The organism is Ruminococcus sp. CAG:57 (assembly GCF_000435935.1).
In the GTDB taxonomy this organism is placed as follows: Bacteria; Bacillota; Clostridia; order Oscillospirales; family Ruminococcaceae; genus Hominimerdicola; species Hominimerdicola aceti.
This window is the reverse complement of sequence record NZ_FR890700.1, coordinates 17,005-30,265: the sequence shown is the minus strand read 5'-3', so window position 1 is coordinate 30,265 and position 13,261 is coordinate 17,005. Positions and strand designations below refer to the sequence as shown.

13 protein-coding genes are annotated in these 13,261 nt (G+C 46.4%); 3 read left to right on the top strand and 10 right to left on the bottom strand.

Going from position 1 to position 13,261, the window contains the following annotated elements:
• Positions 1-47 precede the first annotated feature (47 nt).
• The 10 genes from QVO88_RS02530 to QVO88_RS02485 form a co-directional block, all read right to left on the bottom strand.
• Entirely contained in the window at positions 48-1,760 is a 1,713-nt protein-coding gene (locus QVO88_RS02530; protein ID WP_022286959.1) for a glycosyl hydrolase, read from the bottom strand.
• A 30-nt stretch (positions 1,761-1,790) separates the two neighbouring features.
• Positions 1,791-4,070, bottom strand: coding sequence for a glycoside hydrolase N-terminal domain-containing protein (locus tag QVO88_RS02525; RefSeq protein WP_022286958.1), 2,280 nt, complete (start codon positions 4,068-4,070; stop codon positions 1,791-1,793).
• 216 nt (positions 4,071-4,286) lie between these two features.
• The gene (locus tag QVO88_RS02520) at positions 4,287-5,054 is read right to left on the bottom strand and encodes an urease accessory protein UreD (protein ID WP_022286957.1); all 768 of its coding nucleotides are present in this window, start codon (positions 5,052-5,054) and stop codon (positions 4,287-4,289) included.
• Positions 5,051-5,662 (bottom strand): urease accessory protein UreG, encoded by a 612-nt coding sequence (ureG, locus tag QVO88_RS02515; RefSeq protein WP_002851818.1) that lies wholly within the window; start codon positions 5,660-5,662, stop codon positions 5,051-5,053. The genes QVO88_RS02520 and ureG overlap by 4 nt, the downstream gene beginning before the upstream one ends.
• 36 nt (positions 5,663-5,698) lie before the next feature.
• A complete protein-coding gene (locus QVO88_RS02510; protein ID WP_022286956.1) occupies positions 5,699-6,373 on the bottom strand; it encodes an urease accessory protein UreF in 675 nt (224 codons plus the stop codon).
• Between the two features lie 16 nt (positions 6,374-6,389).
• The gene (locus QVO88_RS02505; RefSeq protein ID WP_022286955.1) at positions 6,390-6,878 is read right to left on the bottom strand and encodes an urease accessory protein UreE; all 489 of its coding nucleotides are present in this window, start codon (positions 6,876-6,878) and stop codon (positions 6,390-6,392) included.
• Between the two features lie 15 nt (positions 6,879-6,893).
• Positions 6,894-8,606, bottom strand: a complete 1,713-nt coding sequence (gene ureC / locus QVO88_RS02500; RefSeq protein ID WP_002851786.1) for an urease subunit alpha — start codon at positions 8,604-8,606, stop codon at positions 6,894-6,896.
• A 3-nt stretch (positions 8,607-8,609) separates the two neighbouring features.
• Positions 8,610-9,290, bottom strand: a complete 681-nt coding sequence (gene ureA / locus QVO88_RS02495; protein WP_002851772.1) for an urease subunit gamma — start codon at positions 9,288-9,290, stop codon at positions 8,610-8,612.
• Positions 9,291-9,323: 33 nt separating this feature from the next.
• Complete coding sequence (locus QVO88_RS02490; protein ID WP_022286954.1) at positions 9,324-9,641, bottom strand: hypothetical protein; 318 nt, start codon at positions 9,639-9,641, stop codon at positions 9,324-9,326.
• Positions 9,638-10,048, bottom strand: a complete 411-nt coding sequence (locus tag QVO88_RS02485; RefSeq protein ID WP_022286953.1) for a hypothetical protein — start codon at positions 10,046-10,048, stop codon at positions 9,638-9,640. Before QVO88_RS02485 ends, QVO88_RS02490 begins: the two co-directional genes overlap by 4 nt.
• Before the next feature lie 499 nt (positions 10,049-10,547).
• Between QVO88_RS02485 and speB the strand changes: the two genes are divergently transcribed.
• From speB to QVO88_RS02470, 3 genes are all read left to right on the top strand, one after another.
• Complete coding sequence (speB, locus tag QVO88_RS02480; protein WP_022286952.1) at positions 10,548-11,510, top strand: agmatinase; 963 nt, start codon at positions 10,548-10,550, stop codon at positions 11,508-11,510.
• A 156-nt stretch (positions 11,511-11,666) separates the two neighbouring features.
• Positions 11,667-12,533, top strand: a complete 867-nt coding sequence (locus QVO88_RS02475) for a transporter substrate-binding domain-containing protein (RefSeq protein WP_288177728.1) — start codon at positions 11,667-11,669, stop codon at positions 12,531-12,533.
• Positions 12,534-12,590: 57 nt separating this feature from the next.
• Positions 12,591-13,253 carry an amino acid ABC transporter permease gene (locus tag QVO88_RS02470; protein ID WP_022286950.1) on the top strand — a complete coding sequence of 221 codons (663 nt, stop codon included), beginning with the start codon at positions 12,591-12,593 and terminating at the stop codon, positions 13,251-13,253.
• The last annotated feature ends 8 nt before the right edge of the window (positions 13,254-13,261 follow it).

Sequence of the window (13,261 nt, the reverse complement as noted above, 5' to 3'; positions counted from 1 at the left end):
TAAAAAGTTAAAACCCGACAGGCTTTTTTTGCCGTGTCGGGTCGATATTATTCTGCTTTAGAAGTATTTTCTTTCTTCGCTTTGCTGTCAGCCTTTGAGCTATCATTCTTTTTGCTCTCAGCGGATTTTTCTTCCGTGTCCTTTATGGAGCTTGCAAGGTGGGTGAAGTCGGGGAGCTTATCCCTTGTTAGAGTGAGATTGTTGTTATACATCTTGATAAGCTCGGCGGCGGTGTTGTTTTCTTCAGCAAGCTTGCCGTCATCGGTCATAAGATAATTTCCACCCCATTGACCTATGAACGCCCACATGGCTTTTTCGTCTGCAATGCTCTGTATGTCAGGGAAGCTTCCACATTCGCTCATTGCGATAGGCTTGTTCTTTGATATGCTTTGCAGGAAAAGCATTATGTTCACCTGTGCGTCCTTATTGCCGTCGTCATAAACATCGCAGGAAAGCACGTCGCAGTATTCGTCGCCCACATACCAATCGGCATTCTGTGCTGACCATACCCATATGAGATTGTTCAGCTTGTGGTATTTCGTCTGACGCTCGTACATAAGCTTCCAAAGCCATTTGTAGGCTTCCTTGTCATTGCCCCACCAGAAATCGCCGTTGCTGGCCTCGTGGAGCGGTCGCCAAAGCACTGCTATTCCCTCATCACGGAGGGTGGAGAGTTTCTCAGATACGGTGTCGATATCCTGAACGACAGCAACACATTCTTTGCTTACCTTGCCGTCCTTTTGAAGCTTTTTGATATCCTCAAGGCTGAGTTCTGCGATATTTTCCTTTGTAACTGCCTTTTTGATGTCAAAATCCGTCTGGTCGGCATAATATTCACGCTTGTCGTCAGGGGCAGCCCAGTGCCACATATAGCCCACTATGCCGTCCTTTGAAGCCCAATCCATGGCGATGTTCATCTCGGTGTCGGTGGTGATGCTGTCCTTTTCAGTGGCAAGCATAAGGTCGCCAAAACGTATTGCAGGGTATTTTCCTGTGGTTTTGTATATCATGTCTGTTTCAGCAGATGTGCCGATGGTGTCATGCTGACCCAAAAGCACCTGCTTGCCGTAGCTTTCGCAAAGATACTGATAAAGCGCTTTTGCGTTGTAGTCGGAGTCTTTGTTTGAAAGAGCAGGCTTTGACATAGTAAGGTCAAGTTTTGATATATCCTCGCTTGCGGTGAGGGTCAGGCAGTCAACGTCAAGTCCGCCGTCCACAGGGATAACGGATATTGCCGTCTTGCCTTTTTCTATGTAGATGTTCTTGAAAGTCACCTTTTCAAACTTGCCCGAGCCGCTGGCTGAGAAATCCTGAAGCTTTTTGCCGTTCACAGCTATGCCGTTCACGCACGGCACATCGGAAGCCACTGTTATGGTAAGGTTATAATACTGTGAGTCGGTAAGCTCGATCTCTCTTGACCAATCTTCCTCAGCGGAAATGTTCGTCACATAACCCTTGCCCTTGTAGCCCTTGCGGTCGCTTTTTACTTTCGCCTTGCCTGAAACTGAGCCTGTTTCGGCTTCAACGCTTTTTGAAAACTTCACATAAGGTATGGCGTTTGCCACTATCTTTGTTTCTTCATAGCTTTTTAAAGCCTGCTCGTCAGCCTTGCTGTCATCGTTTGTCTGTTTCTTTGTTGTGGTTACAACAGATGTTTTTTCGGGGGCGGTCATGCTCTCGTTTCTGCCTATCTGCACTCCGCAGCCTGACAGCGTGCAAATTGCTGCAACAGCCGCTGCCATTATCCGATAATGTCTCATTTCAATATCCTCTCAAATTTTGTCTTTTGCTCAGAATGTGAGCGTGTATGTTTTACCTGTTTCCGTGTCAAACTCTGCTGCGCCGTCTGTGTACAAGGTCTGTACCTCGCTGCTTGCAGTGTGTACCTTTACACTGTCACACACTATCCTGCACTTCTTTCCGCACCTTGAGTGAATGTGGCAGGCTGTTATCTTTGAGTCTTTCCACTCAAGGTCGATAACAAAGCCGCCTCTTGCACAAAGTCCTTTGAAGCTGCCCTCCGACCATTCTTTCGGCAGCGCAGGCAGGAGAATTATCTCGCCGTTCTCGCTTTGCAAAAGTGCCTCCGTGATACCGGCTGTGCCACCGAAGTTTCCGTCTATCTGGAAAGGCGGGTGCATATCGAACATATTCTCGCTTGTGGAATTTGAAAGAAGTGCTATAACATTTTCGTACACTTTTTCGCCGTCAAAAAGTCTTGCCCAGTGGTTTATTATCCATGCCCTTGACCAGCCTGTGTGTCCGCCACCGTGTGAAAGACGTCTTTCAAGGGTAGTCCTTGCGGCTTTGGCAAGCTCAGGGGTCTTTCGCATTGTTATGATGTCAGCAGGATAGAGTGCGAAAAGCTGTGAGATGTGCCTGTGACCAGGCTCTACCTCGTCATAGTCCTCTGCCCATTCCATTATCTGACCGTATTTGCCTATCTCAGGTGCAGGAAGTCTGTCTCTGGCTTCAAGGACTTTCTTTCTGAAACCTCCGTCAGTTTCAAGTATTTTTGAAGCTTCCGCAACGGCAGTGAAAAGCTCATAGATTATCTGGCTGTCCATAGACGGACCTATGCAGATAGAGCCTTTTGAGCCTGAAGCTGTGAGATAGGTATTCTCAGGGGAAACTGACGGGCAGGTAACAAGTCTGCCTTTTTTGTCCTCGATAAGGAAGTCGAGGAAAAATTCTGCCGCTTCTTTCAGGGTGTCATATTTCTCGCTGAGAAACTCTCTGTCCTGAACATAGAGATAATGCTCCCATATGTGCAGGCAGAGCCATGCCGCACCCATTGGCCATTGTGTTCCGGGTATCCACAAGTCCTGCGGTGCGGTGTCGCCCCATATGTCGGTGTTATGGTGACAGACAAAGCCACGGCAGCCATACATATTCCTTGCGGTCTTTCTGCCGTTTGGACGGAGCTTCTCGATATGGTCGATAAGAGGCATATGAAGCTCTGAGAGATTACAGTTCTCTGCACACCAATAGTTCATTTCGGTATTGATATTGATAGTGAATTTACAGCCCCAAGCAGGCCACATATCCTTGTTCCAAATGCCTTGGAGATTTGTAGGCAGGGTCTTTTCTCGGCTGGCTGCAATAAGAAGATATCTGCCGAAATTGTGATACATTTCAATAAGCTTGTTGTCGGGATCGCCCTCTTTCACAAGTGCAAGTCTTTCGTCTGTAGGCAGGGTGGAATTACCTGAGCTGTTGTCGCAAAGGGAGATATTCGCACGGTCATAGTATGACTTGTAGTCTGCGATATGGTCAGCTTTAAGCTGTGCATAGGTTTTTTCCTCGGCTCTTTCAACGTCAAAGACAGCCTGTCCCTTGTAATCTTCACAGCGGTAGCTTGTCTGTGCGCCAAGGAGGATAGTCACCTCGTCGCAGTCCTCACAGGTTATGAAGCTTCCATATGGGTAGACCTTTCCGCCCTTGTGGAGTACCTTTATATAAGCGGCAAAGTTTATGCCGTCCTCTGAGCCACATCCACCGTAAAAGAGGATATCGTTGTCATGAACGGGCGAGTTATCATCAAAATAATCATCTCTGCCGTCAATGCGTACACGGACGCTTATCGCTTTTTTCTCGGAAGCCGTTATGTGCATAACAAGCACCTGATCGGGCTGTGAGATAAACACTTCTCTTGTGTAGTCAACGCCGTTTATGGCATATTCTGTGGTGCAGACAGCGGTGTTAAGGTCAAGGCTTCTGCTCTTGAAGTCACATTCGCTCTCTTTATAATGTATAACGTTCATGTCGCCAAGTGGCATATAGTGCCTTTGATTTACAGGCGTGCCACAGAAAGCGCCATAGATTATTTTTTCAGCCTCGTTTATTTTCTCCTCAAAAAGCAGTTTTCTCACTTTTTCGAGATTAGGCAGTGCGGACTTATTATTTCTTTCACGGAAGCCGCCCGACCAGACGGAGTCCTCATTGAGCTGAATCCTCTCTTCAAGTGGCTGAGAGAACACCATTGCGCCTATCCTGCCGTTTCCAAGGGGCAGTGCTTTGTTCCAATCGTCTGCAGGGGTCTTATACCAAAGAAGTGCGGAAGTATCCATAGCTAATCCTTTCGTTATCTGTATATATCTGTATTTTAATATGGTTGTAGGTTACAATCCCTTATATTATAGCATATTTTGTTTTGGTTGACAAGGGGGAGATCGTGGCTCTTGTGAGATGTGAGAAATAATAAAACCAGTGTAAGCCTACAGCAGGCTTTCACTGGTTTTGTTTATCATTTATGAAAAGTTTAACAATATTTTATCCGCTGCTTTTTATGTGCAAATTTTTTCTGCAATGTTCTGAAAAGCGTCAAAGATCTCTTCTCCCGAACGTCCCAAGGCTCTTATGGCTATGCCATGTTCCGTGTGAGTGGCGCAAAGCTGTGCGCTGTCAGGGTCGCCTGTGTAGTCGGCTTGGTAAATGCTTTCCAGCATTGTCTTGTCAGGGGTGTAGATATACATAAATCCCGTGTGGGTGAAGCTCTCGAAAAAGCCTTTTTGCCGTATGGGCAGTGCGGCGGGGTCGATAAGAGTGTTGTCGATAAAATCCGCCCTGCCGTCAATTGCTATCTCGGTGCGTGAGCGAAAGCGCTTCAAGCCGAACTCCTCACCCATTGCAGTTCTGCCACAGCAGTATATCTCAGAGAAAATAAGCTCAGAGCTTTCTGTGATGTTCACCTTGCCCATGGAGATATGCTCACAGCCTGTGAAGGTCATAATAGGGTGGGGCATATAGCAAAGCCTTGCGTTTTTGCGCACAACAAGCTTTATGCTCTGTTTTGATACGCCGCCGTTTGTGTTGAAAAGCTTTTGATAGCCCTGATCTGTGAAAATGACCTTGCAGTTTTCCCCCACAAAAAGCTTTATCTCGTTTTCGTCACCTGCCAATACTCCTGCTGAGCCGCACATTGAGATATATTTCGCCCAGCCTTTATGGTCATAAAATGGTGAATACACCTTGAAAGGGGGAGCAAAATATAAGTCCTCAGTAACGGTTTTTTGTCCGTCAAAGGCTGTTGACAGGCTTAGTCTGCCGTTCATTTCAAATCCTCAAAAAGCACTGATTTTTTTATCCAGTCTATGACCTGAGAAACGCCCTCACGGCTCATGAGATTTGTGAAAAGAAACGGTCTGTCGCCCCTCATGCGCTTTGAGTCGGAAGCCATTACTTCAAGGGAAGCTCCAACAAGTGGCGCAAGGTCTGTCTTGTTGATAACAAGCAGGTCGGAACGTGTCACGCCAGGGCCGCCTTTTCTTGGTATCTTTTCACCCTGTGCAACGTCGATAACATAGATAGAAGCGTCTGCAAGGTCAGGGGAGAATGTGGCGGAAAGATTGTCGCCGCCGCTTTCAATGAAAACGATCTGCGTGTCAGGGTGCTTTTTCACCATTTCGTCAACGGCTTCCAGGTTCATTGAGCAGTCTTCTCTTATGGCAGTGTGAGGACAGCCGCCTGTTTCAACGCCAACTATCCTGTCAGCAGGCAGGCATGAGTTTTTTGTAAGAAATTCTGCGTCCTCTTTGGTGTAGATATCGTTTGTTACAACGCATATGGAATATTCTTTTGACATTTCTCTTGTAAGGCGTTCGATAAGTGCGGTTTTTCCCGATCCCACAGGTCCGCCTACGCCTATTTTTACATAGCTCATTTTTGGTACTCCTTATTATATTATATAAATCATAGCTTATGACATATACTGTCTTGAATACAGCCGTTCGTGCTGCATTGCACGCAGGTCAAAGCCTGCACCGCTTATGCCGATATCGTTTATATCAGTGAAAAGGGCTTCTTCTGAAGCGGAGGATATAAGTTCAAAGCTCTCTCCGAGAATTTTCTGCCCTGCAAGCTGACTAAGAGGTACAAGCTTCACGCAGTTTGTGACTATGGCGGAGCATATGGAATAGCCGTATACCGCAAGCCCCTCTGAAAGCTCGATGCCATTGTCACGCATATAAAGCCCATAGGCGATGCACTGATGACCCTTGCATATGCCCTGCTCCGTCAGGCTTTTATAAAGCCCTGTGAAGCTTTCCCGACCATTGTTGAATATTTTGAAAAAACGCCTTGTGACCTTTTCTGAGCCGCTTCGTATCTCAAATGGTGTTTTCACCGCAGAGTATATCTCATCAAGACGGCAAAGCTCCTTTTCGTCAGCATTGTATGCCGCTGCCGCCGCACCAAGCTCATTGTAGGGCAGCACTGAGATGTAAGAATGGAGATATTCTTCAAGCCCTTTTGGGGAAGTGATGATATCATGCTGAACGTAGGTTTCAAGCCCGTTTGAAAGCGTGAACGCACCCACTGGGAAAAGGCTGTCGCATATTTGCAGAATGTGCATAAGTCCTGCGGTATCGGTCATTTTTTATCAGCTCCGTTTAGTGTGAATGTTCGTGGTGATGATGTTCTCCATGCTCGTGGGAGTGGCTGTGTGAGTGTCCGTGAGCTTTGCAGACGATAAAATCGTCAAATCTGCCTATGATGTTCTCGCACTCAAAGCCGAGGTTTTTCAGGTGCTTTTCTGTAGGCTCGTCATGTGGGATAAGCACGTTGTCGTCAGATATTTTAAGTGACAAATGCCTGTTGCCTATCTCAAAGCAAAGCCTGCCCATTTCCTGCATAGTGTGAACGTTTATCTTGATAAGGGGACAGCTTGTGAGCTTCACTGCTACGCAAAGCTTATCGTCAAGATAGATGATATCCCCGTCCTTTAGGCTTTCGTCAATGGCAATGCCTATGTCACGTCCTCCTGCGGTGGTTTTTCTTATGCGCTTTTTCTCGGCTTCAAACCAATCAAGCTCAACTGTGTCTACTTCTACAGAGGGGGTGCTTTCAGAGAGATTGCCTAATATTTTTTCTGCTATCATTTTTGTTTCCTCGCTTTAGAACATAAAGTAACGCTGTGCCAGTGCAAGCTCGTCAAAAGGCTCGCAGGTAATAACTTCGCCGTCAACTGTAACGGTGTAAGTCTCAGGGTCTACTCTTATATCACCGCAGACGTTGTTGTATACCATATCAGCCTTTGAGATGTTTCGGCAGTTCTTCACAGGAAGCACCTGCCTTTTAAGACCAAGCTTTTCTTTTATGCCGTCCTCGTAGGCGTATTTTGATACGAACGTGATACAGGTGCTTGAAAGGGCAAGCCCGTGACCACCGAACATTTCTGTGTAACACACAGGCTGAGGGGTAGGGATAGAAGCGTTTGCGTCGCCCATTTTTGATGCGAAAATAAATCCGCCCTTTATTATCATGTCAGGCTTTGCACCGAAAAATGCAGGATTCCAAAGAACAAGGTCTGCCACCTTGCCAACTTCCACTGAGCCTACATATTCTGATACGCCGTGGGTTATAGCAGGGTTGATAGTGTATTTTGAAATGTAGCGTTTTATTCTGAAATTGTCGTTTCGCTGGCTGTCCTCAGGGAGTGCGCCACGCTGTTTCTTCATTTTGTCAGCGGTCTGCCATGTTCGTGTGATAACTTCGCCTACACGTCCCATTGCCTGAGAGTCGGAACTCATCATTGAGAATATTCCCATATCGTGCAAAACGTCCTCTGCGGCAATAGTTTCAGGACGTATCCTTGAATCCGCAAAAGCAATGTCCTCCGGTACGTTCTTGTCAAGGTGATGACACACCATGAGCATATCCAGATGTTCGTCAAGAGTGTTTGCGGTGTAAGGCATTGTAGGGTTCGTTGAGGAAGGGAGAACATTCGGGAACGCTGCTGCTCTGATAATGTCAGGAGCGTGTCCGCCGCCTGCGCCCTCTGTGTGATAAGTGTGGATAGTCCTGCCCTTGAAAGCATTGACGGTATCTTCAACAAATCCGCCCTCGTTAAGAGTGTCGGTGTGGATAGCCGCCTGAACGTCATACATATCCGCAACAGTAAGTGCGTGGTCGATAACGTCAGGGGTAGAACCCCAGTCCTCGTGTATCTTCAAGCCTATACAGCCTGCCTTTATCTGCTCCTCAAGAGTTGTGATATCGCTTGAATTTCCCTTGCAGAGATAGCCGAAATTCATTGGCAGGTCTTCGGAGGCTTCCAACATTCTGTGGATATTGAACTCGCCGGGTGTACAGGTGGTGGCATTGGTGCCGTCGGCAGGACCTGTACCACCGCCTATCATGGTGGTGATTCCGCTGTAAAGGGCTGTTCTCACCTGAGTTGGAGAGATAAAATGAATGTGCGTGTCAAGTCCGCCAGCGGTGAGGATAAGTCCCTCGCCTGCGATAGCTTCCGTGGAAGCGCCTATTATCATGTTTTTGTCAACGCCATTCATGATGTCGGGGTTGCCTGCTTTGCCTATTCCTGCTATTCTGCCGTCCTTTATGCCAACATCAGCCTTTATAATGCCTGTGCTGTCGATGATAAGAGCGTTTGTGATAACAGTGTCAAGGCACTCCTTGTCAGTGGCTTTGCAGGATTGCCCCATGCCGTCACGGAGAGATTTTCCTCCACCGAACTTTGCTTCATCGCCATGAACTGTCAAATCTTTTTCCACTTCTGCAATAAGAGAAGTGTCGCCCAAGCGCACCCTGTCGCCAACTGTCGGACCATACATATCGCAGTAAGCTTTTCTCGATATCTCGATCATTTCCTACACCCCCTTGAAGCCAAGCTTTTTAGCCTTTTCAAAGGCTGCCTGCTTGATGTTTTCGTCGTCCATTTTTCCGTTTACAAGACCATTCAGACCATAGCCTATGCGGTCGCCGCCGATAGGTATAAGACGGACGGTCTTTTTCTCTCCCGGCTCAAATCTTACCGCTGTGCCTGCGGGGATATCAAGCCGCATACCATAAGCCGCCTTGCGGTCAAACTCCAAAGCCTTGTTTACCTCAAAAAAGTGGAAGTGGGAGCCTGTCTGGATAGGTCTGTCCCCTGTGTTTGAAACTGTAAGCTCAATGCTTTCTGTTCCCTCGTTGAGCTTGACAGTGCCTTCCTCAACGATAAATTCCCCTGGGTGAAGCTTGCTTGCACCCTTGATAGGGTTGTGTACTGTCACAAGCTTTGTGCCGTCGGGCATTGTGGATTCTATTTGTATTTCGTGTATCATTTCAGGAACGCCGTCCATGACGTCATCAGCGGTAAGAAGCTTTGTGCCGTATTGCATAAGCTCAGCGGCTGACGCTCCTGCTCTTGCTTTTTCCATTACTTCCATGCTTATGTATGCCACAGCTTCAGGGTAGTTGAGCTTTAATCCCTGTGCCTTTCGGTCACGGGCAAGCATGCCCGCATAATGGAGCATAAGCTTATCCTGCTCTCTTGGAACAAGTCGCATTATTATTCCTCCTATTTATATAGTATAGCGTATCTACTGCTTTTTCTCTGTAAGGACTTTTCTTACTACTCCCTCAGGGTCGCTTATGAGCATAGTGCCGAGCCATACGACGGTGCCGAGTGCAACAACGCAGATCCCTAAAAAGCTGTCGTTTATCATGTCTGCGGTGGCAGGGGTGAAATATCCTGCGCCCTGCTCTTTGTATTCAAAAAGTGCGTCCACGAGCCACATTATAGATGCGCCCCAGTACATATAGCACATCAGCCCCACTTTAAGCTTTCTGGCTTTTGGTGATGTGTACCATACTATAGTAACGATAACGGCTGCTATGAGTGTGATAAGAAGTGTCATACGGCATCACCTCCCAGCTTTGCAGTCTCTTTTGGCTTACGTTTCAGTATCTTGTCAGACACCACAGTCAGTACAGCCCATACCGCTGTCACAAGAACAGCCATTGATGTTCCGACAGTCGCCATTTCGTGGAATGCTACTGCCATTTCCGAAGGGTCGTTAGCCGCTGTCAGGAATGGGAAGAACGGAGATATCTCGCCATGCCACAGATGTTCAAATGCCAAAAGTCCTGAGCCGCCCCACAGAAAGCCTGAGAGCCTTGTTATCTTTTTAGAAAGAGGAAGCTTGTCCTCTGAAAGAGTTTTGACCTTTGTCTGCTCCTCTGTCTTTGCCTCGTGAGACTTTACTGCCTTTGCCACAATAGTTGTAACGATCGCTTCTGTTGCTGGTACTAAAAAACAAGCCATAATAAAACTTCCTTTCAAAATTGTTTTCTGAGTTTGACCTAGTAATAATAAAAAAACAACGCCCTTATAAACCGACAGGCATTGCCGTATCGGTTATAAGAGCGTCATTGCTTTGATTATCAGTATAGCACAGAGCTTTTTATTTGGCAATAGTGTTAATGAAAAATTCTTATTTTATTCAGCTTTGAATAAAAAATAGATGTGAACAAAATGAAAGTCTGACATCTGAATATTGCATTATTGCCCTTTGTAAATTTGCACAAAGAAACTATTCAAAAATGAATAGTTTCGACTTTGATATGGGTGAAATGGCGTAAATACGCTGTATAAGTGATAACAAAGATTATTCCAAAGTGAATAATTTTCAGAAAAATTGAAAAATAGCTCTTGACAACTTGCAGGAATGGTGATATAATTCTGCACATAGAGCAATTCAGAAATGACTTGAACGGTCATGCGGATATGTTTCTCAGTGATTTTGAAAGGAAAGTGACCTCAAATGATCAACAACAATTGTCAGCCACCGAGTGCCTCAGGCTCTCCTCGTTTTTGTAATATGGGTAATTTCATGAGGCTTCCTCACGCGACCTCAGCAGAGGGATTGGATTTCGCTATCGTTGGTATACCGTTCGATACCGCCGCTTCTTTCAGAGCAGGCGCAAGATTTGGTCCTAACGGTGTAAGAAACATCTCGGCAATGATAAAGCCTAACAATGTTGCAATGGGCGTCAACATTATGGATTCACTCAAGGGCGCAGACCTTGGCGACGTTCCTGTGATCCCTGATTATATCCACGAAACATATGCAGCTATCGAGCAGACCTTGGACGGTGTTCTTGAATGCGGTGCAGTTCCAATAAGTATTGGCGGCGACCACGCTATCACCCTTGGCGAACTTAGAGCTATCGCAAAGAAGCATGGAAAGGTAAGCCTTGTGCATTTCGATTCACACCTTGACCTGTGCGATACGGTTTTCGGTCAGAAATACAATCACGGCACACCATTCAGAAGAGCAATGGAGGAGGGTCTTATTGATCCTGAGAAGTCAGTTCAGATCGGCATGAGAGGTTCTCTTTACGATCCTGACGATTTCAAGATCGCCGCAGACCTTGGCTTCACGGTTATCCCAGGGGACAAGCTCCACACATATTCTCCTGAAGATCTTCTCAAGGTCATAAAGGAAAAGGTGGGCGACAATAAGGTGTTCCTTACATTCGATATTGACTTTGTTGACCCGGCTTATGCACCAGGTACAGGTACTCCTGAGGTGGGCGGATTTACTTCATTTGAAACACTTCAATATATAAGAGCGCTGAAAGATCTGAACTTCACAGGCTTTGATGTAGTAGAAGTTGCTCCTCCATATGACCACTCAGAGATAACAGCTTATATGGGCGCAAATATCATTTTTGAGTTCATGTCTATCCTTGCTTATCAGAAGAAGATCGGCAAGAGAAAATAAAGATAGAAAAATAATTCACCTTCCAATAAATATAATATAAAACGCAACGGAGCGTTGACGGCGGCACTAGGGTGTCCGGCTTGTCAGCGCTCCGAATTATTTAGAAAAGTAAGTGAAAGGTTGGAATCAGTTATGAAAAGCGGAAGAAGATTTGGAATGTTAAGAAAAGTTTGTGCAGTGGCAGTGGCTTCAGTACTTGCGGCAGGATGTCTTACAGCCTGCGGAAGCAGCAAGAACACAGGTCCGCTCACACTGGACCAGATCAAGAAAAACGGTAAGCTCACAGTTGCGACAGAAGCCGCTTATGAGCCTTTTGAATACATGGACGGCGATAAGATCATAGGCTACAACGCAGATCTGTTCGCTAAGATCTGCGACGATCTGGGGGTAGAGCTTGATTATATCGACCTGCCGTTCCAAGGGATACTTGCAGGACTTGAAGCAAAGAAATATGACGTTGTTGGAGCAACACTCGGCGTAACTGCTGAACGTGCAGGCAAGTACACGATGACTTATCCTATCCAGAACGGAACTACAGTTTTCGTAAAGAGAAAGGGCGATGACAGCATCAAGTCTATCGAAGATATGTCAGGCAAAAAGGTCGGCACACAGACTTCTTGCTACAATGAGGACGATACAAAGAAATTCAACGAGAAGCTAAAGTCAGAGGGCAAGGACGGCTATGCTGAACTGCTCAAATACGACTCATTCCCTGAGGCTTTTGCAGAGCTTAAGAACGGCAAGATAGACCTTGTTGCTCAGAACTATGCAAGCTGCGCTGCAGTTGTAATAAAGAATCCTGACGATTATGAGATAGTGGCTGACGATTCAGGCAAGGCTGAAATGGTCGGTACAGACACTTGGGTATCATGGGCTGTTCGTAAGGAAGACACAGAGCTTTCTGACTATATCAACTCTGAGATACACAAGTTCAAAGAGGACGGAACTCTTGCAGAGCTCCAGAAGAAATGGTTTGGTGAAGCCGTTGACCTGCCTGAGAGCGATTATATCCCTGCCGAGTAAAAAGCACCTTTGAAAGGAGGAAATGCTCCGTCGCAAACGGCGGAGCATTATATATCAATGGAGAATTTCAACATAGTATGGCATTATAAAGACCTGCTGCTGAAAGGTCTTGGCTATACAGTATTCGTATCCGTTGCAGCGATACTTATAGCGCTTTGCGTTGGTATGCTGCTTTCGGTGATGAGAATGGGCGGCGACTCGCTTCCTTCAAGGATACTGAAAAAGATAGTCGCAGTTTATATAAGCTTTGTCCGTGGCACGCCTGTGCTGGTGCAGATATACATTATATATCAGGCGCTTGCAGTGATGGGTCTGAACCTTTCAAACCTGGCGTCAGGCATAATCGCTCTTAGCCTTAACAGCGGCGGATTTATTGCAGAAATAATCCGTGGCGGGCTTACGGCTGTGCCAAAGGGTCAGACGGAGGCGGCTAGAGCCTTGGGCATGAGCGAGCCAAAGATACTAATGAGGATAGTTTTCCCGCAGGTATTCAAGGTAGCTTTGCCGCAGCTAACAAGCGAGTTCATAAACGTTATAAAGGTGTCGCCAATGCTTTCTGTATTGGCAATCGTAGAGCTTACAAGAACGGCTCAGCGTCTTGTTACGCAGACATACATAAACCTGCCTTTCTATATTGCTATCGCAGTTATGTATTTTGTTATCTGCGCAGGACTTGAAGAACTTGTAAAGCTTCAGAAGAAAAGACTTGAAAGAAGATAAGGAGGCGC

Excerpts from the sequence above, each read along its gene's own strand:
- QVO88_RS02530 (WP_022286959.1), bottom strand. The coding sequence starts at position 1,760 with ATGAGACATTATCGGATAATGGCAGCGGCTGTTGCAGCAATTTGCACG.
- QVO88_RS02525 (WP_022286958.1), bottom strand. The coding sequence starts at position 4,070 with ATGGATACTTCCGCACTTCTTTGGTATAAGACCCCTGCAGACGATTGG.
- QVO88_RS02520 (WP_022286957.1), bottom strand. The coding sequence starts at position 5,054 with ATGAACGGCAGACTAAGCCTGTCAACAGCCTTTGACGGACAAAAAACC.
- ureG (WP_002851818.1), bottom strand. The coding sequence starts at position 5,662 with ATGAGCTATGTAAAAATAGGCGTAGGCGGACCTGTGGGATCGGGAAAA.
- QVO88_RS02510 (WP_022286956.1), bottom strand. The coding sequence starts at position 6,373 with ATGACCGATACCGCAGGACTTATGCACATTCTGCAAATATGCGACAGC.
- QVO88_RS02505 (WP_022286955.1), bottom strand. The coding sequence starts at position 6,878 with ATGATAGCAGAAAAAATATTAGGCAATCTCTCTGAAAGCACCCCCTCT.
- ureC (WP_002851786.1), bottom strand. The coding sequence starts at position 8,606 with ATGATCGAGATATCGAGAAAAGCTTACTGCGATATGTATGGTCCGACA.
- ureA (WP_002851772.1), bottom strand. The coding sequence starts at position 9,290 with ATGCGACTTGTTCCAAGAGAGCAGGATAAGCTTATGCTCCATTATGCG.
- QVO88_RS02490 (WP_022286954.1), bottom strand. The coding sequence starts at position 9,641 with ATGACACTTCTTATCACACTCATAGCAGCCGTTATCGTTACTATAGTA.
- QVO88_RS02485 (WP_022286953.1), bottom strand. The coding sequence starts at position 10,048 with ATGGCTTGTTTTTTAGTACCAGCAACAGAAGCGATCGTTACAACTATT.
- speB (WP_022286952.1), top strand. The coding sequence starts at position 10,548 with ATGATCAACAACAATTGTCAGCCACCGAGTGCCTCAGGCTCTCCTCGT.
- QVO88_RS02475 (WP_288177728.1), top strand. The coding sequence starts at position 11,667 with ATGTTAAGAAAAGTTTGTGCAGTGGCAGTGGCTTCAGTACTTGCGGCA.
- QVO88_RS02470 (WP_022286950.1), top strand. The coding sequence starts at position 12,591 with ATGGAGAATTTCAACATAGTATGGCATTATAAAGACCTGCTGCTGAAA.